Annotated in this window: 21 protein-coding genes and 1 tRNA gene; 11 read left to right on the plus strand and 11 right to left on the minus strand. The window is 69.0% G+C overall.

Annotated features, from left to right (window positions below; all coding sequences use genetic code 11):
- Nucleotides 1-227: 227 nt before the first annotated feature.
- From WEB29_03125 to WEB29_03140, 4 genes are all read left to right on the plus strand, one after another.
- Nucleotides 228-479, plus strand: coding sequence for a hypothetical protein (locus WEB29_03125; protein MEX2135941.1), 252 nt, complete (start codon nt 228-230; stop codon nt 477-479).
- A gap of 788 nt (nt 480-1,267) precedes the next feature.
- Nucleotides 1,268-1,513 carry a hypothetical protein gene (locus tag WEB29_03130; GenBank protein MEX2135942.1) on the plus strand — a complete coding sequence of 82 codons (246 nt, stop codon included), beginning with the start codon at nt 1,268-1,270 and terminating at the stop codon, nt 1,511-1,513.
- A 321-nt stretch (nt 1,514-1,834) separates the two neighbouring features.
- Nucleotides 1,835-2,404: a hypothetical protein gene (locus WEB29_03135; GenBank protein MEX2135943.1), complete on the plus strand. Its 570-nt coding sequence runs from the start codon at nt 1,835-1,837 to the stop codon at nt 2,402-2,404.
- Nucleotides 2,401-2,646 carry a hypothetical protein gene (locus tag WEB29_03140; GenBank protein MEX2135944.1) on the plus strand — a complete coding sequence of 82 codons (246 nt, stop codon included), beginning with the start codon at nt 2,401-2,403 and terminating at the stop codon, nt 2,644-2,646. Before WEB29_03135 ends, WEB29_03140 begins: the two co-directional genes overlap by 4 nt.
- Before the next feature lie 946 nt (nt 2,647-3,592).
- Here the strand turns inward: WEB29_03140 and WEB29_03145 are convergent.
- Nucleotides 3,593-4,015, minus strand: a complete 423-nt coding sequence (locus WEB29_03145; GenBank protein MEX2135945.1) for a hypothetical protein — start codon at nt 4,013-4,015, stop codon at nt 3,593-3,595.
- Between the two features lie 124 nt (nt 4,016-4,139).
- Nucleotides 4,140-4,215 (minus strand) — tRNA-Ala (locus WEB29_03150).
- Nucleotides 4,216-4,290: 75 nt separating this feature from the next.
- Here WEB29_03150 and WEB29_03155 point away from each other — a divergent pair.
- From WEB29_03155 to WEB29_03175, 5 genes are all read left to right on the plus strand, one after another.
- A complete protein-coding gene (locus tag WEB29_03155; protein ID MEX2135946.1) occupies nt 4,291-5,073 on the plus strand; it encodes a hypothetical protein in 783 nt (260 codons plus the stop codon).
- 183 nt (nt 5,074-5,256) lie between these two features.
- Nucleotides 5,257-6,312: a hypothetical protein gene (locus WEB29_03160; protein MEX2135947.1), complete on the plus strand. Its 1,056-nt coding sequence runs from the start codon at nt 5,257-5,259 to the stop codon at nt 6,310-6,312.
- Nucleotides 6,309-6,563 carry a hypothetical protein gene (locus tag WEB29_03165; GenBank protein MEX2135948.1) on the plus strand — a complete coding sequence of 85 codons (255 nt, stop codon included), beginning with the start codon at nt 6,309-6,311 and terminating at the stop codon, nt 6,561-6,563. The genes WEB29_03160 and WEB29_03165 overlap by 4 nt, the downstream gene beginning before the upstream one ends.
- A gap of 25 nt (nt 6,564-6,588) precedes the next feature.
- Nucleotides 6,589-7,359, plus strand: coding sequence for a dihydrofolate reductase family protein (locus WEB29_03170; protein ID MEX2135949.1), 771 nt, complete (start codon nt 6,589-6,591; stop codon nt 7,357-7,359).
- Entirely contained in the window at nt 7,356-8,264 is a 909-nt protein-coding gene (locus WEB29_03175) for an LLM class flavin-dependent oxidoreductase (GenBank protein ID MEX2135950.1), read from the plus strand. Before WEB29_03170 ends, WEB29_03175 begins: the two co-directional genes overlap by 4 nt.
- 27 nt (nt 8,265-8,291) lie before the next feature.
- On the opposite strand, the gene WEB29_03180 is transcribed toward WEB29_03175, so the two are convergent.
- The 3 genes from WEB29_03180 to WEB29_03190 all read right to left on the minus strand — a co-directional run bounded on the left by WEB29_03180 (nt 8,292) and on the right by WEB29_03190 (nt 10,862).
- On the minus strand, nt 8,292-8,960 hold the full coding sequence (locus WEB29_03180; protein MEX2135951.1) for an alpha/beta fold hydrolase: 669 nt from the start codon (nt 8,958-8,960) through the stop codon (nt 8,292-8,294).
- Nucleotides 8,961-9,078: 118 nt separating this feature from the next.
- Nucleotides 9,079-10,329 carry an MFS transporter gene (locus tag WEB29_03185; GenBank protein MEX2135952.1) on the minus strand — a complete coding sequence of 417 codons (1,251 nt, stop codon included), beginning with the start codon at nt 10,327-10,329 and terminating at the stop codon, nt 9,079-9,081.
- On the minus strand, nt 10,326-10,862 hold the full coding sequence (locus WEB29_03190) for a GNAT family N-acetyltransferase (GenBank protein MEX2135953.1): 537 nt from the start codon (nt 10,860-10,862) through the stop codon (nt 10,326-10,328). Before WEB29_03190 ends, WEB29_03185 begins: the two co-directional genes overlap by 4 nt.
- Before the next feature lie 51 nt (nt 10,863-10,913).
- Between WEB29_03190 and WEB29_03195 the strand changes: the two genes are divergently transcribed.
- Nucleotides 10,914-12,161, plus strand: a complete 1,248-nt coding sequence (locus WEB29_03195; protein MEX2135954.1) for an MFS transporter — start codon at nt 10,914-10,916, stop codon at nt 12,159-12,161.
- Nucleotides 12,162-12,237: 76 nt separating this feature from the next.
- Here WEB29_03195 and WEB29_03200 read toward each other — a convergent pair whose 3' ends face one another.
- From WEB29_03200 to WEB29_03225, 6 genes are all read right to left on the minus strand, one after another.
- Nucleotides 12,238-12,864, minus strand: coding sequence for a hypothetical protein (locus WEB29_03200; protein MEX2135955.1), 627 nt, complete (start codon nt 12,862-12,864; stop codon nt 12,238-12,240).
- 978 nt (nt 12,865-13,842) lie between these two features.
- Nucleotides 13,843-15,360 (minus strand): hypothetical protein, encoded by a 1,518-nt coding sequence (locus WEB29_03205; protein MEX2135956.1) that lies wholly within the window; start codon nt 15,358-15,360, stop codon nt 13,843-13,845.
- Nucleotides 15,357-15,911 carry an RNA polymerase sigma factor gene (locus tag WEB29_03210; protein ID MEX2135957.1) on the minus strand — a complete coding sequence of 185 codons (555 nt, stop codon included), beginning with the start codon at nt 15,909-15,911 and terminating at the stop codon, nt 15,357-15,359. The genes WEB29_03205 and WEB29_03210 overlap by 4 nt, the downstream gene beginning before the upstream one ends.
- Nucleotides 15,912-16,069: 158 nt before the next feature.
- Nucleotides 16,070-17,113, minus strand: coding sequence for a hypothetical protein (locus WEB29_03215; GenBank protein ID MEX2135958.1), 1,044 nt, complete (start codon nt 17,111-17,113; stop codon nt 16,070-16,072).
- Between the two features lie 355 nt (nt 17,114-17,468).
- Nucleotides 17,469-17,696 (minus strand): sigma factor, encoded by a 228-nt coding sequence (locus WEB29_03220; GenBank protein ID MEX2135959.1) that lies wholly within the window; start codon nt 17,694-17,696, stop codon nt 17,469-17,471.
- 42 nt (nt 17,697-17,738) lie between these two features.
- On the minus strand, nt 17,739-18,437 hold the full coding sequence (locus tag WEB29_03225) for a dienelactone hydrolase family protein (protein MEX2135960.1): 699 nt from the start codon (nt 18,435-18,437) through the stop codon (nt 17,739-17,741).
- Nucleotides 18,438-18,505: 68 nt separating this feature from the next.
- On the opposite strand from WEB29_03225, the gene WEB29_03230 reads away from it, so the two are divergent.
- The gene (locus tag WEB29_03230) at nt 18,506-22,456 is read left to right on the plus strand and encodes a PHP domain-containing protein (GenBank protein MEX2135961.1); all 3,951 of its coding nucleotides are present in this window, start codon (nt 18,506-18,508) and stop codon (nt 22,454-22,456) included.
- Nucleotides 22,457-22,464 lie beyond the last annotated feature (8 nt).

Raw genomic sequence — 22,464 nt, forward strand, 5'->3', positions numbered from 1 at the left:
CTTATCGCCGTGCGCGATAAGTCGGACGAACCAACCTCCCCGGCCGTGTTCGTGCCAGAGCGGCCCGCCCCCGGCGGCGACGAGCTGCTGCGCATGCTGCGGCTCACGAGCGGGTATCCGGCATTGCCTGGCCTGCTCCGAGCAGGAGCATCGGGCGAATCTCGCAGCCTGATCCGGTGGGCGGCCCGGCTTCTCCTTCGGCCGGGTGGCCACCTACACTTATCCCCATGAGCGGACATACGAAGTGGAGCGAGATCAAGCGGCAGAAGGCCGCCACGTCGATCAGCGGGGACGCCTACAAGCTGGCGCTCCCGCTGCTCGTGGAGCGCGCTGGCGGTGTGGTGGAGATCAGCGAGGCCGAGTACGACGCCTTCGCTGAGCGGCACGGCGGGATACGCGAGGTCGCGGTGCAGATCAACCGGACTGCGGCGGGCCTGCGGCTGACGATCGTGCACAAGGAGCGGCCGCCGCTCAGCTGAGTGCCGTCACTTAGGTTCATTCTCAGCCGTGTGAGTGGGTTCGCGAGGAGACGGAAGATGGGTGATCGCGGCGCAGAGTTCTGGGTGACCTGGCTCATTCTGGCGGCGATCATCGGAGCAATCTCGAACTCACGTGGCAAAGGCTTCTGGGGCGGGTTCCTGATCTCGCTCATCCTGAGCCCGCTGATCGGCCTGTTGGTTGTGCTATTCAGCGGAGACGGCCAGAAACGGGCCCCTGCTGGCAGTGCAAGGAGCAGGTCATTGTGGGCGCCGCTAAGTGCAAACACTGCGGGGCTATGCCGAGCAGGCGCTCCGCCGCCTGGGGGATGGGTTGCGAAAGCGACGGCAGGTAGCACCGAGCGGGTAGCCGAAGAGCCGTGCACGGCCCTACGCTTGGTGACGTGCTCCCAGACACTGATGAGGTAATCGCCGAGCTTGTCCGTTTGCGAGACGCCGCGGAGGCCGGAACCGACGATTCGATCACGTTCCTGGGCGGGGAGCTCAGGATCGCGGTCTATTCGCTGGTCCAGGGACACGATGCAATCGCGCGAGGCGAGATCATTGGGGCCTTGCACTACCTTCGTCTGCTCTCCGAGACAACGATCCGGGTTCGATGGATGGGCGGAGACGAAGACGTTGCAGACGATCGTGGGCGACCTATCGCAGATATGGCGACTATTCGGTCGCGCGCAAGTTCGTTGCAAAAGCGTGACCTAAAGATGTTGGCGGCAGCTCAACGCGCAATCGCTGAGATCGGGCACGGTGATCCTGACCTGTCTGATGCGTTGGTGGCCATGGCCGACGCGATCGACGGGGCGGAGGCGCCTTGGAGCATCAAGAGCCTGGCCACGTCGAAGAGTGGCCTCTCGGCCTATGCCGGACATCGCCTCTGCTCGGCGCTCATTCACCCCGGTCGCGCCATGCGTCGCGGGACCCTCATGCCGCGGGACCGCATCGGCGCCATGCTTGCGGAGGTGGGATTCTTGTGCGCGGCATGGGGTGACGCGGCACTTCGTGCGTCTCATGCGCAATAGAGTCAGGGCCAGCCTGGCAGACGACGCTCGTGCGAGTAGGGCCCGGGGCGCTGGGCCTCGGGTAGCATCGCAGTAGCAACAGGGGCGAACGGCCCCGATTAGTGGGAGTCTCGTATCAGTGACGTTGAGCGCGTTGGACGCACCGGCGGACGTTCGCGGACACTATGGCGGGGACTGCAAAACCGCGTACACCGGTCTCCCGTCGCAGCGGGGCTTGGGGGCGTGCTGGACCCCCGTTTGCGGCCTTGCGTGGATGCAGTATGGTATGTACATTCCATGCCACGCCGACGATCTGCAGAACCTCGCTACCGCCGCCGCGTCGTGCTGGAACTGACGCCGGACGAGTCGAGCGTCCTTGACAGCCTTGCCGATCGCCACGGCACCATTCGCGGCGCAGTCCTTGCCGGTCTGCGCGAGCTGGAGGCGAACCGCAACGCCGCTCTGGAGGCGCAGGCGGCTGACTTGAGCAAGCGGCTTGAAAGCGCCGAACGAGACGTGCAGGCTGAGCGCGATCAGTCGACGGCGGAGGTCGCCGCACTCAACGAGGAGCTCGCCGCCAGCCGTACGGCACTCAAGCTCGCACAGGGGCAGACCAAGGAGGTCCGGGCCGACCTGCGCGAGACGAGGGCCAAACAGTCCAACCAGACGGCCGCGCGGCGTGCGGCAGAGGCAGCTCGTCAGGCCGCCGAGGCCCTCCGCGTCCACTACGCCTATTGCGCGACCTGCGACAAGCTGGTGCCCGAGGCGGAATGGGCTGAGCAGCCCTGGGGCAATGGGTTCGCCACCTACCACAAGGCCCACCCGTTCCGCGAGAAGAATGGCGGCCTCCTCGGCCAGCCGGCGACCGTGTTGTTCTGGCGCGGGCGGTCGACTGCCGATGGCACCCAATGAGGGCCGACCGGAGGCCCAACGCCGCGGACTCGCTCCCGAGCATCAGTGCCGGCGCCTTGCTGATCCTGCTGCTCCTTATCCTCTTCGCTGGCCGCACTCGGCGCCAGGCGGCGGGTGGCATTCGGGTCGCGACGCCGGCCTTCGTCCCGCTCGCCCAGGATGCAGCGAGCCAAGTTGCCAGCGAGCTAGGGGCAGCGGTCGGTGAGCTGCTCGACGCCGAGCGCCGCCGGAGTGAGGGCTAAGGTGAACGGCACGTCGCGTAGGGTGGCGCTCTACACCCGGATCTCAACCGACGAGGTCAACCAGCCCTACTCGCTCGGCGCCCAGCGCGACCGGCTGGAAGCCTACGTCGCTGCCCAGCCGGGCTGGCAGATCGTGGCCCACTACGAGGATCGCGCGTCTGGCAAGAGCCTGGAACGGCCGGCACTGGCTGCCGCAAGGCGCACGGCGCGGGCGGGCCAATACGACCTGCTCCTCGTCTTCCGCGTCGACCGCCTGTCGCGCAATCTCGGGCAACTGGCGGTGCTGATCGAGGAGCTGGAGGGCGCGCGGGTCGCCTTCCAGTCGCTGTCCGAGCCGTTCGACACCACCACCCCGGCGGGGCGGATGATGCTGCAGATGCTGGGCGTATTCGCCGAGTTCGAGCGGGCGTCAATCATCGAGCGCATCGGTGCCGGCATGGAGCGCAAGGCCCGTCGCGGGGAATGGACGGTCGGCAGTTACCCGTATGGCTACCATCGCGGCCCCGACGGCCCGGGCCTGACCCCCGACCCAGCCGCCGCTCAGGTCGTGCGCGACGTCTTCGACAGGTACGTCACCCACCACCAAGGCAGCGGGGCGATCGCGGCCTGGCTCAACGCACGCCGTCTGCGCACCACCCGGGGCGGTCCCTGGACCCGAGCTTCGGTCCTCAAACTGCTCGGCAACCGCGTCTATCGCGGCGAGGTGCCGTTTCGCCGGAGCTGGCATCCCGGGCAGCACCCCGCACTGGTTGATGCCGACCTGTTCGAGGCCGCCCAGCGTCTGCGGGCGGGTCGCGCCCGCTCGCCAGCCCAGCGGCGCACCAACGCCAGCCCGTTCCTGCTCAGCGGCCTGCGCTTGGTCTGCGACCGGTGCGGGAGCCCGCTGGTCGGCACGGCCGCCCACAACCGGTCCCGCCGCTACGACTACTACACCTGCACCACTCGATCACGGCATGGCACGGCTGCCTGCGACCAGGACCGTCTGCGTCGCGACCAGCTCGAAGCTGCGGTCCTCGGCCAGCTCGCCGAGGTCTACGCCAACACCACGGTGTTGCGGCAGGCGCTCGACGCGGCGGATCAACAGTGGCGCGCGGAGGAGGGAACCCGGCGCGGTCGGCTTGCGGCCCTCGCTGTAGAGCGCGTCGACTTGGAGCATCGGCTGCAGCGCTACCTGGTCGCCTTCGAGGAGGGACGCCTCCGCCCGGAGACGGCGCAGAGCCGCATCGGCACCATCGAGGCCCGATTGGCGGTGATCGGTGGCGAGGAGGCGCAGTTGGTGACCGAAACAGATGCCGGCGACTGGGGACCGCCCGATCTCGACTTCGCCGCGGCATTGCTCGGGGTATCGCTCGACGCGATCCTCGCCCACCAGCTGCCTCCTGAGCGCAGCAAGGCACTCCTAGCGCAACTCATCGAGGAGGTGCGCGTCGTCTCGGGCCAGGACGTGCGAGTCACATACCGCGTGCCGCCCGAGGTTCGCTTACCGGATGGAATGGTGGAGATGAGGGGACTCGAACCCCTGACCCCTGCGATGCGAACGCAGTGCTCTCCCGGCTGAGCTACATCCCCACGAGCCGAGGCAGTATATCAGCGCCCTTTGGGGGCTTCCCAAACTAGAACATCTGTTCTATCATCGGTTGGGCCATGACCGATGCCGCACGGCCCATCCGACCCCTCCCCGAGCTCCTCGAGGCGCTCCGCGATTACGGGCTGCGGCGCGGGATTGACCCCGGACCGATGGTCGCCGCCAACCCCCTTCCCACCGGTCAGCCGGGGCTCGATGCGGCGCTGCGCAGCGGCGGCTGGCCGCGCGGCGCCCTGGCCCTGCTCGATGCCCCGCCCGGCGGTGGCGCCACCAGCCTGGCGCTCGGATCGCTGGCCGCCTGCCAGGCAGCGGGCGGGCAGGTCGCCTGGCTCGACCCTGCTGGTCGCTTCGATCCGGCGACTGCGGCTCGGCTCGGCGTCGAGCTGGAATGGCTGCTGGTCGTCCGTCCCGCCGATCCCGCCGAGGCGGTGGAGCTGGCTGGCTGGCTGGCCCGCAGCCGCCTGATCGACCTGCTCGTCCTCGACCTGGCCGATGCCCCGCCGCCGCGCGGCCTTGATCGCCTGGCCGATCTGCTGCTGCGTGCCGGGGGCACGGCCCTGCTGCTGGCCGGACCTGCTGGCCGCGAAGCCGCCGGGCGCGTAGCAGGGGTTCGCGTTGCTTTGGCCCGGCGAGCCTGGCTGGCAGTGGGGGAGGACCTGGTCGGGCAGCGGGTCGAGGCGACCGTCACTCGCCATCGCTGGGCACTCGCCGGCGGCCACGCCGAGCTGGACCTCTGGTTCGGCGAGGGGCGCCGGATCGATCCGCTCCTGCACTCCGCCGCGGTCCCACGCGAGGTCCATCCCGTCGCCGAGCAGCCCGCGCTGCGTGTCATCTCGGCCTGACCCTTCCCCGATGCGCGGCAATGTGCGCCCAATGAGCATAACGGCCAAGAAGAGGCGTTCTGCCGCCCCAAATTGGCTCTCCTTTGCACCCAGCGAGCAGGAAGGCCAAGCAACGGAGTTTCGTGGTCCTGACTTGGTCGTTATGTGCACTGGGTGCACACGGGGCCACGGAGCGGCCCCGTGATGCGGCTGTTGGCACTCGTCTGGCCGTCGCTGCGCGCGCCGGAAGCGGAGAGCGGCACCTTCGAGGCCATGCTGGACCGGCTCGACGACCTCTCCCCGCGGATCGAGGCGGTTGACCGGGGAGTGGCGCTGGTCGACATCACGGGGCTCGGGCCGCTCCTCGGCGACGAGCGGCGAATCGCGGCGCGCGCGGTGGCACTGGCGCGCGAGGTCGCCCCACTCCCCGTGAAGGCGGGAGTAGGGGACAACCGCTGGCTGGCAGTCCTGGCCGCGCGCCTGGCACGTCCCCAACGAGCGGGAGCGCTGGCCTCATTCCATGTGATCCCGCCACGGGGAGGAGGGGCGGCCCTGGCGCCGCTCTCCCTGGACCTGCTCCCCGCCGATCCGGTCACGCGCGCCCGCTTCGCGCTGTTCGGGCTGACCGCCATGGGGCAGCTGGCCACGCTCCCTCGATCGGCGGTCGGCGCCCAGTTCGGCGAGGCCGGCGAGCGGCTCCAGCAGCTGGCCCGGGGACAGGACCACCGCCCCCTCGTTCCACGCAGACGCCCCGAGCGGCTGAAGACGCATGCCAGCTTCGAGCCGCCGGCGGAGGGGATCACCGAGATCGCCCTGGCCCTGCGCCGCCTCACCGCCGAGCTGTGCGACGTCCTGCGCGCACGTCACCTGGCACCCGGCCGCGCCACGCTCAGCCTGCGCATGGAGGATGCCCCGAATCTCAGGGTGGAGCTGGCCTTTCCCGAGCCGGCGCTCGAGCCGGACTGGATCGCGCGCCTGCTGATCGGTCGTCTGGAGCAGGTCACCCGTTCGCGGCAGGCCACCGAGGAGGAGCCGCGGATCGTCGGCATCGGCCTTGCCTTCGACCACCTGGCCGATCCGGCAGCAAGGCAGCTGCCGGCCTTCGAGGCGCGGGTCGGGCGCTGGGAGGAGCTGCGCTGGTCGCTGGAGCGGCTAACGATGCGCTTCGGGGAGGGCCGCCTGTGGCGGGCCGTGCATGACCGGCCAAGCGCGTCGCTGGCCGAGCGGCGGGCACGCCTGACGGAGATCGGTCCGTCATGACGCGGCTGTATCTCGACCATCCCCTCATCCAGGTCGAGACCGACCCGACTGGCACGCCGCTCCGCCTGAGGCTGGACGGCGAGACGCACGGCGAGGTGGGAATCTGCAACCGCTGGCGCGTCGACGACGACTGGTGGCGCGAGCCGACGGCGCGCTCCTACTTCAAGCTCGTCACCCGCGACGGGCTGCTGTGCACCGTCTACCTCGACGAGATGCGCGGCACCTGGCACCTGGAGCGCATCTTCGACTGACCGATCGTGCGCGTACCATCGCCGCATGCCGGCCTTTCGCGTCGACCGCCTCTGGCCCGATCCCGTCGCCGACCTCGACCTGGACGAGGCCTTCGCCGAGATAGCGCTCCCATCGCCGCCGCCGGAACGGCCCTTGGTAGGCGTCAACATGGTCACCAGCATCGATGGACGTGCGCAGCTTGGCGGTCGAGCGGAGGGGCTGTCGGGACGAGCCGACCGACGGTTGCTCCAGCTTCACCGGGTCGCGTATGACGCGGTCGGAAGCGGGGCCGGAACCCTGCGTGCCGATGACTTCTACTCCCACCTGCCGGCCGACCTTGCCGCCCGACGAGCCGGCGCTGGACGTCCGCCTCAGCCCACCGCGGTGCTGATCGCCGGCGTTGGTCCGGTCCCAACCGATCGCAGGTGGTTCAGCCACGCCGACCAGCCGCGGATCCTGATCGTGGGTGGGGGACCGGCAATGGGCGAGCCACCGGGCACGGAGCTCCTTGTCGCCCCGACCGACCAGCCGGAGCCGGGCTGGGTCCTGGATCGCCTCGCCGAGCGCGGCATCCGCTCGCTCCTGCTCGAGGGAGGACCGACCACCAACGCCGCCTTCCTGGCGGCTGACTGCATCGACGAGCTTTACTGGACCATCGGTGCTCGGCTGCTGGGGACCGGCGCCCTGCCCATGATCGCCCCGATCCCCGGCGGGTCGCCGTGGGCCGAGCATGCGCGCGAGGGGCGGCTGGTCAGCCTCCACCGCTCCGGCGATGAGCTCTTCGTCCGCTACCGCTTCGAAGCCGGCAGCCCGTGAGCGGCGTCGACCTCGGCCGACTCGGAGCCTGGGGCCACCTTGACAGCCTGCCCATCGAGAAGGCAGGCGCGTATGCTCGCCGCGTCGACGAGCTCGCCTACGGGACGCTGTGGGTGCCTGAGACCGTGGGCCGCGAGCCGTTCACGCTGCTCGGCCTGCTTGCCGCGGAGACCGGTGACATCAGGCTGGGGACCAGCATCGTGGGCATCTGGGGCCACGATGCCCAGACCACGCGCATGGCGGCCATGACCCTGCAGGAGGCCACCGGCGGCCGCTTCGTGCTCGGCCTGGGCGTCTCGCACCTCCACCTGGCCGAGAAGCTGCGTGGCCACACCTTCGATCGCCCCCTGACGCGCATGCGCGAGTACCTGGCCGCATATCGGGCCGCCGTCTATCGTGGACCGATGGTCGACGGCGCGGGCGATCCACCGATCCTGATCTCTGCGCTCCGCGAGCGGATGCTGGCTCTCGCCGCGACCGATGCCGACGGCGCCTTTCCCTACCTCGTCACGCCCGAGAGGCTGGGATGGATGCGGGGCGTGCTGGACATGGCCGCGGCAGGACGCGACGCCCGACCCGTCCTTGCCGTGACGATGCCCGCGGTCCTGGAAGAGGACGCGAAGGCCGCTCGCGCCGCGGCCCGTGCTTACCTGACGCCCTATCTCCGCACGCCGGCCTACCAGGCCAGCTGGGCCGAGCAGGGCTTCGAGCCGGCCGACTGGGAGAAGCCGGGGAGCGATCGGCTGGTCGACGGGATGGTTGCCCAGGGCGACGTCGAGGCGCTGCGCCAACGGATCGGGGAGCTCGTCGCCGCCGGCGCCGACCACGTGGCGGTCATCCCGCTGGCGAGCGATGGGACGACCGAGCACCTGCCCGTGCTCGCGGCGCTCGCCGCCCCTTCCTGACCCGCCCCGCCGGCGCCGTACGCCGGGCTACGAGCGGTAGCTGCCTCCGGTTGGGCAGGTCGCGTCCGCGGCGTCATTCAGGGCAGCGAGGATGCGGGGGAAGGTGACGCTCGGGCTGTGCAGCAGCCCATCGTGCGTTACTCCGGAGACTTCGAAGTGGCAGGCTCCACCGTCAAGTCTCGACCGGTCCCACGGCACGATCTCGTCATTGCGACTGTAGATGGTCGCCCAGGCCGGCCCGTTGGGCGTGTCATCACCGCTGTTCAGCGCCGACAGGAAGCTGCTCCACGGACACATCTGCCCGCCGTAGAACCCTGGCAGGGCGCAGGCGGTATAGACCCCGTACTGCGGCGTGCCGAGCGATACATAGGCCTGGACCGATGCGGCGCCGCCCAGCGATCTGATCAGGTACCGGCCCGATAGCCCGCCCATGCTGTGCATCACCAGGTCGACCCGCTTCCAGCCGCGGGCGGCGATCTGGTCCTTGATGTACTGGGCGTTGACCTTGTTGTCCTGGCTCGGCAGGCTGAGCGCCACCACCGTGCGCCCCTGGGCGGTGAGCCAGGGCTTCAGCTCGGAGAAGTTGCCGGCGCTGCCACGGTAGCCGTGGACCAGGAGGATCGGATCGGGGGTTGCGCCGCGGACCGGCGCAGCCAGCACGGCCAGCACGGCGGTTGCCAGGAGGAAGGCACGCACGCGGCGTCTCATTGCCGTATTCCGGGGACGGATCGCGCGCAGCATCGGCCTGGCCTGGGCTGGGAATGTGCCGACCAGCCTACACCTCGCCACAAGAGCCGAAGGCCACCGGATCGGCTCAAGCAGGATCGGGTGTGACCTCGCCGGCGGTCTCGACCCAGCGCACGTCCCGAACGGCCCGAACGAGCAGGACGCCCAGGTTGCCAGCGAGCACCAGGGCCGCTGCGCCGAGCAGCGTGGCCGGCAATCCAATCGCTCCCGCCAGCGGGCCAGCCAGCAGGAAGCCGAGCGGCTGGAAGACCAGCGAGACCAGCCAGTCGTAGCTGCTCACCCGGGAGCGGGCATGCTCCGGCACGTGCTGCTGGAGCATCGTGAACCACCACGTGTTGGAGAGCTCGACCGCGACGAGCGATAGGAGTGCGCAGGCCGCGATGAGGAGGACGGGCAGCGGGCCGACCAGTGCGATCAGGGGCAGGGACGTGGCGCAGCTGATCAGGAATCCCACGAAGAGGGGCCGCCTCGGACGGAGTCGCAGCGCCAGCAGGCCGCCGATCAGTCCGCCGATCCCACTCCCCGTCAGGATGATCCCCCAGGCTGCGGCACCGCCCAGCTCCCGATCGGCGACCACCGCGCCCAGGATGAAGAACGGCGAGCTCGCCATGTTGGTGATGCCGAACGTGCAGATGGCCGCCAGGATCCACCGCCGCGACGTCACCTCGCGCCACCCCGCCGCCAGCTCCGCGAAGAACGGTTGCTGGGTTGGGCGCGCTTCGACCGGTTCCAAACGGAGCCGCAGCAGGGAGACGGCGCTGATGGCAAAGGTCGCGGCGTCGATCAGGAAGATCGGCCCGGTCCCCCGAGACAGTGCGATCACCAGCCCTGCGACGGGCGGACCGAAGATCCTGGTCGCGTTCCGCGAGAGGCCCATCAGCGCGTTGGCCTGCTGCAGGCGGCCCGGGCTGACCGTCTGCGGCACCAGGCCGCTGCTCGCCGGCAGGAAGAAGGCGCTGGCTCCACCGATCACTGCAGCCCCCACCGCGAGGTGCCAGACCTGCGCTGTGCCGCTGATCAGCAGGATCGCCAGCACCACCTGACCGACGGCGCGCACCACGTCGCACGCGACCATCACCAGCTGGCGCGGCAGCCGATCGGCCCACACCCCGCCGGCCAGCACCAGGGCGACGTGCGCCACGGTGAAGGCGGCGAAGACGATCCCCAGGTCAAACGCCGATCCGCCGATCCCCAGCACGGCGAAAGCGATCGCCACGGTGATGAGCGCGTCGCCGGCCGCCGAGGCGGTATGCCCGATCCACAACAGGCGGAACTGCCGCTCCGCCAGGGCTCCGAGCATGCCTGCCCGTCCGGTCATGTGCGGCTCGCCGTCCACTCCGCGCGACTGATGCCGTAGACCAGGACCCGGTGTCCCATCACCTCGGTCTCGCCGCGAAGCGACTCTCCGAGGCGCGTGGCGACCGCGATCGACAAGTGGTTATCTGGGTCGATCAGGCTCAGCAGATCCGGGAAGCCGATCTGCTCAAATCCCCAGTGCATCGCCGCGCGGGCGGCCTCGGTCGCGTAGCCGTGCCCCCACCATGCCCGACCGAGCAGGTAGCCGACCTCCGCCCCCGGCCAGTCAGCAGGGTTGATGATCCCTGCTCGACCCACGAAGCGACCACTCGACCGTTCCTCGATTGCCCACTGGCCGTAGCCCCGCAGCGCCAAGTGGCCGAGCCAGCCGGCGACCGCGCGCCACGCCTCCTGCATGGTCGGCACGTGGCGGTCGCCGATGTAGCGCATCACATCGGGGTCCTGGGATAGCTCGAAGAGCGCTGTTACATCGGCCTCGCGAAATGGCCGCAGGGTCAGTCGCTCGGTCGCAATCGTTGGAATCGCCAGATTCACGTCGGGGATGATGCGCCAGCACCTCGTGCGGGCGCCGCTATCATCCGCGCGATGTTGCCGCCCTCAACGCCCGAGATCGAGCGCCATCGCTCCCGTGCGCTCGCGACCTACTTCACGGCGGCGGCGCTGACGAGCATCGCCTACATCGCGACCTTCACGGTGGCATCGCTGGCTGCGCCGGAGATCACCGGCTCGGCCGGCTCCAGCGGCTGGCCCAGTGCGATCGCCGTCGCCGGCACGGCCCTTGCAGCTTCGTTCCTCTCATCCGTCATGGCGCGCCGAGGCCGTCGGGCGGGGATCGTCCTGGGCCTCGCTGTCGCTGTCGCCGGCGGTGCGCTGGCAGTGATCGCCGTGACGGCGGCGTCGCTGATACTCCTCCTCGTTGGCTCCGCGCTGGTCGGATTTGGCAACGCCGCCATGAACCTGAGCCGTTACGCCGCCGCGGACCTCTTCCCGGTCGACCGTCGCGCCGGGGCGCTCGGTTTCGTCGTGTGGGGCAGCACCATCGGCGCCGTGGTGGGCCCGAACCTGGTCGCACCAGCCGGTGGCATCGCGCCAACCTTGGGCCTCCTGCCGCTGGCCGGGGGCTTCGCGATGGCGTTCGTGTTCCTGCTCGCTGCGCTGGCGGTAGCCACCCTGGGTCCTCGAGCACCGATCCAGCCGCACCTGGACGAGCCGACGCGGGCGGTCGGCGAGCGGCCGAACTCCCAGCGTCGCCTGCTGGTCGACCTGCTACGAAAGCCGCAGGGGCGCACCGCCCTCGTCGCCTTGGTGACCAGCCAGCTGGTGATGACCCTGATCATGACCATGACCCCGTACCACCTCCACGCCGAGGGTCACGGGCTGGAGACGGTTGGCCTCGTGATCAGCGCCCACACCTTTGGCATGTTCGCTTTCTCGCCGCTCTCGGGACGGTTGACGGACCGATTCGGCGCGAATTCAATCGTCCTCGCTGGCTTCGCGGTCCTCGCCGCGGCCGGGGCGCTCGCTGCCGTGATGCCCGAGGGCGGGGCGGCGCTGGCGATCCCACTGTTCCTTCTGGGCGTCGGCTGGAACCTCGGCTTCGTGGCGGGCAGCTCATTGATCACCTCCGAGGCCCCGCTCGGGGACCGGGCACGCCTGCAGGGCGCCAGCGATGCCCTTGTGTGGGCAACTGCCGCCGCGGCCAGCTTCGTCTCCGGCTACGTGGTGCTCACCGCGAGCTACGCGTTCCTGGCTGTCGTTGGCGCCGGCCTGGCGGTCCTCCTGGCCGCTGCTGTCGCCCTGGACACGCGCTCCTCGCGGACAATGCCGGCCTGACGCACCCCGATCCGCGGAGCCAATACCGCCCGACTGCATACCGGCTGCGGGGGGTGCAGCTCAAGGTGCTCGGCCGTCAACGGAGCAGGAGCGGCTGCCACGCGATGGCTGAGTTCGGCCCCACGGTGAACGTTCGGGCGTCACCCCCAGCAATCGGCTGGATCCGCACGTCGGAAGTGCCCTGGATGCTCCATGCCAGACTCGCCCCGTCGGGCGAGCCGATCACCTGGCCCGGTACTCCATCTGGTTGCTCAAACCGCGCAAACTCCGTCGCGTCTGATGTCAGCACGACGACACTGATCTTGAATCCTCCGACCTCCTGCTCGTAATAGGCCAACGCCCTGCCGTCCGGCAACCACGTGAAGGTTTCACTGACAAAACCCGGATATGACAGGATCGGCCTCACGTTCCCCGCCAGGTCGATGAGATCGACCTCCACGGTGCCGAGGTCGTTTCCCACCGCGCGGGAGTAGGCCAGCACGCTGCCGTCGGGCGACCAGGCGATCCATTCACGAAGCCTCTCCCGACTGCCATCGTCGGCCCGCCCGCCGAGCAGGCGCTCTCCGGATCCGTCGGCAAAGCTCGTCCAGATCTCTGGGCCGCGTAGGTCACCAGCGAAGGCCGTCGGTTCGGGGTTGAAGCGAATGAAAGCGAACGCATCGCTCGTCGGAGACCAGATCGCGCCAATGGCTTCAGAAACCACTAGATGCGCGTCTCCAGTCGTCACTCGCATGACATACAGATCAGCAGACCCAGGCTGATCCTGAGTGGTGCACGTGTGCGGGATGCGCGTGAATGCGAGTTGCGATCCATCCGGCGACCACGCTGGATGGGTGTCGTAGGCGCCGGTCGGAGGCGAGCTCCTCGCGATGACGCGACCTGTGTCGTCTAAGACGGCAACCCGACCCTCCAAGACACAGCCCAAGTCGGCATCCTGACGATGCTCACTGATGGCGAGCGCTCCTCCATCGGGCGCCCACGATGGGGATGCTGCGTACCACCCCTCGCCCACCTTCGCAAACAGTTCGCGATCCCCACCCTGGTCAACCGTCCAGATATCACGTCCAGACGCTCCCGTGATCTTCCCGTTGAGCACTACGGCGATCCAGGGCGTGGAACCCTCGCCTGCCGCAACCCAGCCCGACACATCGCTCGGCATGAGGGACAGCTCGTGCCAGCGGTAGCCGTCGGCAACTTGGGACCTTCCGATCACGCGCGCCCGCTGACCTGCCGACAGACTGGCACCGTGTGCGGCGTCCAGCCCCGGTTCGTCTCGCACGCGGAGGCCATCGACGAGAGCCTGGACCAACGCCCCGCTCGTCAGGGGCGTGGGCATGAGCGAGGCCGACTCAGTGGGGGCCGGCTCGTCCGACGCCGGTGCCTGAGATATTGAACGCTGGGGCGACGGGCTGACCGCAGGAACGCATGCCGCAGTCAACATCACAAAGACGAGCGTCACGTATCGCTTCAAATTGACCACTCCACAACTGTACTAGTCGACATTTGCGGCGATCCGCCAAGCCGGCTCGGACGCGCGGAGCCGGCGCTCGCGCACCCAGCCGGGGCCCAGTGGGCTGGCCGAGCTGATCACGAACTGCATGCGGCAATAGAAGGTGGCCTGGACCTGCCCGATGTAGTTGGGATCAGCAGGCAGACACTGCTGCGGCGGAGTCGCGTTCGCTCATCCGCTCGCACCCAGCGCCCGGACACTCCTGATCACGAACTGGATGCGACACGACAGGGCTCCGACGTCGCCTCCGGTCGGGCAGAGGGCCGACGTTGGATCATCCCAGTGCCCGGAGATCTCGATCCATTGCCCGCGGGATGGCATGACGATGCCGCTTCCGGGGATTACAACGAAGTCCAGCCGGTTCCCGTTGCGCTCGTCATAAAACGCCATCTCGATCGGCCTGATGTCGTTGGCCGCGTAGTTGCAGAAGAAATAGGCAACGGCGGGGTCGGCGGCGCACGGCCCACTCGTCTCGAAGTCGGGTGGCAGCTCGGGGTACCAGCCGCTCACCGTCAACTCCTGGCCGCGGAAGCACCCAAGCCGAGTTGCCCAGTCGGTCGTGGTGGAGGTGTAGGTCAGGTCGGTCAGGGTCATCGGCCCTTCCGGACACGGGTTCTCGACGATCAACCAGGGGTCGGTCCCATCTCCCGACGCCATCCAGCCGATGAAATACGGACCGATCCCTGTGTAGCTCTCATAGTCGATCGGAGCCACGCGGTACCACTCGAACCCATCGGCCTCCACCGGCCCCTCGAGGATGTAGACGTGCTCGGACCCGGTGGCGGTGCCGACCACGGCCGGCATCGGGTCTCCATCGGCGATCGGGATGCCGACGTTTGGCGAGTCGAGGCCGGCCTGCTCGCGCACGTTCACGCTTGCTGGCACGACCCGAGCGAACGCATTGGGAGCAAGCACGTCGGGAACGCCGGCAATGAGTGGCACCACGTCCGTAACGACAAACGTCCTGCGGCAGCGCTCGATCATCTCCGCCGCTGGCGCAAGCGATGTGGCGCCGCCGCCAAGCTGAGTCTCGCGGCAGGTTTGAGCGGCCGGGTCATCGAAGTGGCCCGTGACACGGACCTGCGCGTACGGCCCGGAGGGGATCGATAGGCTGGCCGAAGGGTGGATGGCCACAAACAGTCCTGGCGCGCCAACCTTTCTGGTATCTCCGGCCGCCTGCAGGCTGAACGCCGAGCAGGCGAGCCAGGCAGGCTCCGGTGCACTCGGGCAGTCCGCAACACCGCCGCCGTACCACGTCGCATCGAAGGTCAGCGGGGCATCGCCATAGCAGGCGACCGGATCGCTACCGGGATCGAGGGGTCCCGTGGGCACCATGTCGATCAGGGTCGTGATGTCGGTTGGCGGGTTGATGCAGCCCGCCGGTGGAGTAGCGGAAGGGCTGGGCGCGGTAATCGACGGCGATGGCGACGAATCGCCTACATCCGGAATCAGGTTATTGAGCTGAAGGCTAGCGAGCACGGCGATGACGATCACCGCGGTCAACGCCGCCGCGCGAAGAAGGGTGGCCATGGGGGTCTCTCCTATCAGGCGCTGCTGCCAGCTTCGCCGCTGGGATTCGGTGGAAACTCGCTGCAGTGCCGTCTCGAGCACCCGATCAGGCGCCTGTGGCGGCGCCTCCCGGCGCAACCAGGCCTGCAGCGTGCGATTGAAATCGTCGTCGCGGTTCATGCCGTGCCGCCTTTCGTCATGCCGCCGCTGCGGGCATCGGCCTCCAGCGCCGCTCGAAGTGCCTGGGTCGCGTGATGGACGCGGGATTTGACCGTCCCGAGCGGGACGCCGATGGCGTCGGCGACTTCGGGCAGGGACAGCCCCATGTAGTGGTGGAGCACCAGTGCCGTGCGGTGATCCGGCGTCAGCCGGCGGAATCCACGCTCCAGCGCGTCCCGCTCCGCCAATGCCGCGTTCGAATCTGCGACCGCGGGCTCGTGGATGGGAAGCAACGTCATCTCGGGACGGCGCTGCCGCTGTCGCCTGCCTTCGTCGTGGCAAGCATTGACTAGCAGGCGTCGCAGCCAGGCGTCGAACCGATCCGGATCGCGCAGCGAGGGCAGGTCGCGCCAGGCGCGCACAATCGTCTCCTGGGTTGCGTCATCGGCCATGGAGTGGTCGCGCAGGATGAGCATGGCGGTGGCGTACAGCCGATCCACGACGCTGGCCGCCAGCGCCGAGAACGCTTCTCGATCGCCGCTCCTTGCCAGCTCGACCAGCTCGCGCTGCACCACCGATGCCTCCCTTGGCCCGGTCAGTCCGGGCCGTTCAACATCAATGGCGGGCGCACTGGCCGAATGGTTCTAAATTGGTTCGGGGTCCAACAGTCAGCTGTTGACGAAGAGAGCGGGCTGCCGGACGACGCGAGTCGAACGACTGGCGCCGCTTCCTACGGCCCGACCACGCCCCGCAGCAGCACTGAATCGTGCGGCACGCCGTATTCAAGTTCGCGATACAAGAATAAGACGACCTCGTCGTGCCATGCCGCTAGGTTGTGTCCGTTCGAGGTGCCGGCAAGGATCGGACCCGCCTGCCAGCCGGCACCGTCGGCGGATGTCCAGGTGGCCGTACCGTCGGGCGCGGCGCCAACTGCAAGGAGGCCACCATCGAGCTGAAGGACCCCGTCGCCTGCGCCCTCGAAGTCGGCCGGCAGCGCAACCGCGGTCCAAGCCAGGCCGTCGGGTGAGATCCAGGCCGATGGAACACCGAGTTGGTCTTCGGTCGTACATCTCTCGCAACCGACCGCAACGAATCCGCCGCCCATAACAGGGCTGACGGCGTACATCACCGCTTCCTCGCGATCCGCGGAAGGCGGCGCGGCCTGCCAGCTGCGGCCGTCGGTCGAGACCCAGGACGACGCCCAAGTCCGCGCAGGCGCATAGCTCGCCGCCAATCCGACCGCCACATACTTCCCATCGGCCCAGACCGCGTCCCAGACAACGGCGCCCCCCGTCACCGATTCCCAGACGACATCCAGCGGCGTCGTCTGGACCCAGCTTGTTTCGGCCGTCCACACCCAGATTCCGCCCCCGTACTGGTGGACGGGCCCTCGCGTAAGTGCGAGAAGACCAGGATCTCCGGCCACGAGATCCATCACCGCACCACCCTCGGCAAAGAAGACGTTCTCGGACTCGATGGACTCCCATTCCGTCCCATCGGCCGAGCGCCAGCCAACCGGTCGGAGGACGTCGCCGTCATACGCAAAGAAAGTGCCAAACGAGAACAGGGTGTCGCCGAGACGCGCCAAGGCGCCCATCCCCTCGGACCCGTCGTCAGGTCGTTCCGGGTTCTCCCGCCATTCATTGAGAGTGCGTGACTGGGGCACGGCATGCTCCTCCCAGGTCAGACCGTCACCCGAGGTCCACGCGGCTGACCCGTCTGCCGTCGCTCCCACCGTGACGAGTTGGGCGCCGTCGACGGCGAGCGCGTGCACCTGCCCGTCGAACGCGTGCTCCGACCACAAGATCTCGTGGACGCGTGCGGTCGCAGGTGTGGCAGATGGCGCCTCGCCGAATGTCGCGCCAGGCGGCGGAGTCGAGGCCCCAGGCGGCGGTGCGGAGGCTCCGGCTTCGGGCGAGGCACAGCCCACAAGCACAGCGATGCTGGCGAAAGCGATCGCGGAGGTCCGTCTCGTCCAAACCACGCTGGAGTATAGGAACAGCTGCCCTGCGGCCGGACTGCGGTCGGCCGGGCGCGGCGCTGAGCGCAGAGTCAGCATTCCGTCCGTAGCTCCCCCGGATGGCTACTACAGCCCACGGTCACTCCGTCAGCCCTCCTTACGGGGGCCATTACCTCGACCGCCAACAACCATGGCGGTCGCGCCAGGCGCGCACAATCGTCTCCTGGGTTGCGTCATCGGCCATGGAGTGGTCGCGCAGGATGAGCATGGCGGTGGCGTACAGCCGATCCACGACGCTGGCCGCCAGCGCCGAGAACGCTTCTCGATCGCCGCTCCTTGCCAGCTCGACCAGCTCGCGCTGCACCACCGATGCCTTCAACATCAATGGCGGGCGCACTGGCCGAATGGTTCTAAATTCGCCGGCGCGCTGCTGCGCGACTCAGGACAGGTTGGAGCGCAGGAACTCGACGGTGCGACGATAGGCGAGTTCGCTCGCCTCCTCGGTGTACTCGGGGCGATCGGGCTCGGCGAACCAGTGGCTGGTGCCGTCGTACAGGTAGGCCGCCGATCCGGTGCCCTCCTGCGCCAGTCGGGCGACGAGCCCGGGGACGCCGGCCGCGTCATCCTCATACGGGTCGTCGGCGGCGAAATGCGCGAGGTAGGCGGGCCGGATGCCCTTCTCCGCGTCTCCTGGCAGCTCGGTCCCGATGCCGCCGTAATAGCTGACAAAGGCGGCGGCCTCCGGCCGCTTCGCGACCAGCTGCCATCCATACGCGGCGCCGAAGCTGAAGCCGATGACGCCCGCGCGGTCGCCGGCGACATCGGGAAGGGCCAACAAATGGTCGAGTGCCGCCGATACCCGGCCGAGGAGCCTGTCTCCGGCGGCCTCGTCCGGCTCGACCACCCCAAGGTTGGCCTCCGCCTCGTCGATCGTTGTGAGCACGGTCCCGTTGAAGAGGTCCGGCGCCAGCACGGTGAAGCCGTCGCCTGCCAGGCGGTCGGCGAGGTCGCGCATCATCTCGGTCAGGCCCCACCAGGCGTGCAGCAGCAAGACCGGCGGACCGGGGGATGGTCGGGCCGGGGCGAGGTAGGCGTCGGTGTCGCCGGCGGCGGTCTGAAGTCGTGTCATCTGTCCCATGCCGCCATGCTACAGGGGTCGACAGGGGCTTGGCGGATTAGAACGCACGTTCTATCATTCGTCGTCCAATGGACACGCCGGACGGCTACTGCGAGCTCCACGCGCACTCCAACTTCAGCTTCCGGGACGGGGCGAGCCATCCAGAGGAGCTGATCGCGCGGGCGGCGGTGCTGGGCATGCTGGCGCTGGCGGTCACCGACCACGCCGGCCTGTATGGCGCGGTCCGCCTGTCGAAGGCGGCTGCCCAGACCCGGACCGATGAAGCCCGGGACGCCGGCCTGTCACCGGTCACCGCCATTATCGGGATCGAGCTGACCATCCCGCGAAACGAGGGCGAGCTGCGCTTGGCTCGCCGCGGCCGGAAGCTTAACGACCCGTTTCGCGGGGAGCATGCGAGCCGAGGCTGGCCCGGCGAGCTGCATGCCGGCCCGATCCCCGGCGATCACCTCGTCGTGCTGGCCCGTGACGCCGCCGGCTACACCGCCCTGTCGCGGCTCGCCAGCCGTGGCCACCTCGCCGGGGAGAAGCAGTTCCCGATCTTCGCGCGGGAGCTGGTCGAGGAGGGACTCGACGACGGTCACGGCCACCTGATCGGGCTGTCCGGCTGCCGCAATGGGGAGGTGCCACGCCACCTGCTGGCCGGGGAGCGGGATGCTGCGCGCGAGGCAGCGCAACGCTGGGCGAGCCACTTTCCGGACGGCGACTACGCGGTGGAGCTGTCGCACCATCTCGAGCCCGATGACGACTGGCTCACGGCGCAGCTTGCCGAGCTGGCGGAGGAGACCGGGCTGCCGACCGTCGTCACCAACCAGGTGCACTACGCGGCGGCCGGGGGCCATCGGCTGCAGGACGTGCTGGTCTGCATCCGCCATGGCGCAAGCCTCGACGAGGCGCGCGAGCTGCTCCTCCCCAACGCCGAGTACCGCCTGAAAGGCGGGGACGAGCTGGCCGCCATCGGCGCAGGACTGTCCAACGCGCCCGCCCGCCGGGCCTGGGAGGCGGGGATGGCACAGGCGGCCGCCATCGGCCGGTCCTGCAGGCTGGACCTGGACTTCGAGCGCTATCGGTTTCCGGGCTTCACGGTCCCCGAGAGAGAGACGCCGTTCTCATATCTGTACCAGCGTGCACACGAGGGCTTACGCGTCCGTTATCGGCCCATTACCAGGCAGGCGGTGAAGCAGCTGGCGCACGAGCTGGAGATCATCGAGCGCACCAACCTGGCCGAGTTCTTCCTGATCGTGTGGGACCTGATGGAGTTCGCGCGGCGCAAGGGGATCATCGGCCAGGGGAGGGGGAGTGCCGGCGACTCGATCGTGGCCTACTGCCTTGGCATCACCAAGGTCGACCCGATCGCCCACAAGCTCCTCTTCGAGCGCTTCATCAACGAGGCTCGCACCCTCCCCGATATCGACATCGACTTCGACGTCAACCGCCGCGAGGAGGTGATCCAGTACCTCTACACCCGCTACGGCGAGGACCACGCGGCCATGGTCTGCACGGTGATCACCTACCGAGCCCGATCCGCCGTGCGCGAGGTGGCCAAGGCGCTGGGCTTCCCGCTCGAGGCGGTCGACCGGGTGGCCAAGGCGCTCGACACGCGCGACGCCTCCGACGTTGCCCGCGACCTGGCTCTGGATGGCGGCTTCGGCTGGCTCTTCGAGGAGGCCGGCCTGGATATGCAGGCGGAGGCGATCCCGTCAGGCCGTGATGGCCGAGGCCATGCCGATGCAGCGGCAGGCGCCATCACGCGTCAGCCCTCCGACTCCCCGTGGCATGGCTCCGCCCGACCGGCGCTGGCACTCCCGCTGCGCCCTGACCTGGCCGATGCCGAGTCGCGCGCCCGTGACGCCGCCGGCGACCACGACGGGCGGCCCTACAGCGAGAGCGGCTGGGTGCCGCCGCGCCGTCCGAAGGTCTTCGACCAGTCGGTCGTATCGGTCAAGTACGAGGGCTGGGAGCAGAAGCGCTATGGCCCGGGCGGCCTGAAGCTGCCCGAGCCGCGCGACAACGGCACGCCCGGACCGTCGAGCGAGCGGCCAAGCGTGGTGCGGGTGGACCCGGAGAGCGGCATGCCGATCGAGGAGCGGCGTCGCCCGAGCGTGCTGCCACCGATGCATGGGGGGAATGAAATCGCACCGGAGGCAGGCTTCCGGTGGTCTCCCATGCACGAGACGAATGAGGCAACACCGGAAGGGATCGATCCGCGCGATCTGATGCGCCCTATGAATAAGGCGCAGGAGCCCGCCCCCCACGTTGCGCCGCGCAACCGGTGGCAGTGGCTCCTCCAGCTGTGCGCGGAGATCGACGGCTTCCCGCGTCACCTGGGGATCCACGTCGGCGGGATGCTCGTCACCCGCACCCCGCTGATCGACCTCGTCCCGATCGAGCGCGCCACGATGCCCAACCGGGTCGTGACCCAGTACGACAAGGAGGACATCGAGGCGCTGGGGCTCGTGAAGATCGACCTCCTCTCCCTGCGAACCCTGGGCGTGGTCAGCGAGTGCCTCGACAAGATCGAGCGCGACACGGGCGAGCGCATCGACCTCGACCAACTCCCCCACGACGACCCCGAGGTGTTCAAGACGATCCGGGCCGCCGACACGGTCGGCATGTTCCAGATCGAGAGCCGCGCCCAGATGCAGGCGCTGCCCAAGAGCCGGCCGGAGCGCTTCGAGGACCTGGTGGTGCAGGTCGCGATCATCCGGCCCGGCCCGATCCAGGGCAACGCGGTGCATCCGTATCTGAGAAGAAGGGCAGGGCAGGAACCGGTCACCTACCTCCATCCCAGCCTGCAGCCGATCCTGGAGGACACCCTGGGCGTGATCCTGTACCAGGAGCAGGTGATGCAGATCGCGATCGAGGTGTGCGGCTACACGGCGCTCGAGGCGGATATCTTCCGCAAGGCGATGGGCTCACATCGGTCGCACCAGAAGATGCAGGCCGAGCGCGATCGGTTCGTGGGCGGTGCCATGCGCACGGGGCTGACGGAACCCGACGCAGACGATCTCTTCCGTCGCTGCTCCGCCTTCGCCGAGTTCGGGTTCGCGCGGGCCCACGCCGCCGCCTTCGCCAAGATCACCTACGACACCGCCTGGCTGAAGCAGCGCTACCCGGCCTACTACTATGCCGGCGTCCTCAACAACCAGCCGATGGGCTTCTACTCGCCGGCCGTGATCGTGGGCGACGCCAAGCGGCATGGAGTGCGGGTGCTGCCGGTCGACGTCAACGCCTCGCGCTGGGAGCACGAGGTCGAGCTCCAGCCTGAAGCCAAAGCCGCGCTGCGGCTGGGGATGCGCCAGGTGAAGGGGATCGACGAGTCAGCGCGCGAGACGCTGGAGCGCGAGCGCGCCATCGGTCCGTATACGGGCGTGCGCGACTTCGTGGCGCGCACGGGCCAGGGCGAGCAGGTGGTCGAGCGGCTGATCGCCATTGGGGCGTTCGACTGGACCGATGCGCCCCGCCGCGAGCTGCTCTGGCAGCTGCGCAGCACCCTGGCCGATGCCAACCCCGCTCGTCCCGCGCTGGGCCTCACCGACGACGCGCAGCGCGAGCTCGGGGCGACGCTGCCGCCGATGTCCTTCGCCGAGCGGGTGGCGGCCGACTACCGGGAGCTGGGCCTCTCGCCGACGGCCCACGCAGCGGAGCTCTTCCGGGAGCGGCTCACTCAGCGGGGAGTGCTGCCGATTGCGGAGGCGGGGAAGCGGCGCAATCGGTCACGCATTCGGCTGGCTGGCCTGGCGGTGAGCATCCAGCACCCCATGACCGCAAAAAACTTCGTCTTCATCGCGCTCGAGGACGAGACTGCCATGATCAACGTCACGGTGCGGCCGCAGGTCTACACCGCGCACCGCGCCATCCTGCACCGAAACCCGCTGCTGGTGATCGACGGGATCCTGCAGGTCGAGGGCGAGGTGCTGAACGTGGTGGCGCGGCGCATCCACCCGGTCGCGACCGTGATCGCCGAGGACGCCCGCGAGACGCGCCTCGAGCTTGCCAAGCAGCAACGCCTGTTCCGCTAGGCAGCGCG

Source organism: Chloroflexota bacterium (assembly GCA_040902225.1).
Classification (GTDB): Bacteria; Chloroflexota; Limnocylindria; order QHBO01; family QHBO01; genus CF-167.

Bases quoted from the DNA above. Each gene is read 5' to 3' on its own strand.
- WEB29_03125 (MEX2135941.1), top strand. From the start codon at position 228: ATGAGCGGACATACGAAGTGGAGCGAGATCAAGCGGCAGAAGGCCGCC.
- WEB29_03140 (MEX2135944.1), top strand. From the start codon at position 2,401: ATGAGGGCCGACCGGAGGCCCAACGCCGCGGACTCGCTCCCGAGCATC.
- WEB29_03155 (MEX2135946.1), top strand. From the start codon at position 4,291: ATGACCGATGCCGCACGGCCCATCCGACCCCTCCCCGAGCTCCTCGAG.
- WEB29_03160 (MEX2135947.1), top strand. From the start codon at position 5,257: ATGCGGCTGTTGGCACTCGTCTGGCCGTCGCTGCGCGCGCCGGAAGCG.
- WEB29_03165 (MEX2135948.1), top strand. From the start codon at position 6,309: ATGACGCGGCTGTATCTCGACCATCCCCTCATCCAGGTCGAGACCGAC.
- WEB29_03170 (MEX2135949.1), top strand. From the start codon at position 6,589: ATGCCGGCCTTTCGCGTCGACCGCCTCTGGCCCGATCCCGTCGCCGAC.
- WEB29_03185 (MEX2135952.1), bottom strand. From the start codon at position 10,329: ATGACCGGACGGGCAGGCATGCTCGGAGCCCTGGCGGAGCGGCAGTTC.
- WEB29_03195 (MEX2135954.1), top strand. From the start codon at position 10,914: ATGTTGCCGCCCTCAACGCCCGAGATCGAGCGCCATCGCTCCCGTGCG.
- WEB29_03205 (MEX2135956.1), bottom strand. From the start codon at position 15,360: ATGAACCGCGACGACGATTTCAATCGCACGCTGCAGGCCTGGTTGCGC.
- WEB29_03225 (MEX2135960.1), bottom strand. From the start codon at position 18,437: ATGGGACAGATGACACGACTTCAGACCGCCGCCGGCGACACCGACGCC.
- WEB29_03230 (MEX2135961.1), top strand. From the start codon at position 18,506: ATGGACACGCCGGACGGCTACTGCGAGCTCCACGCGCACTCCAACTTC.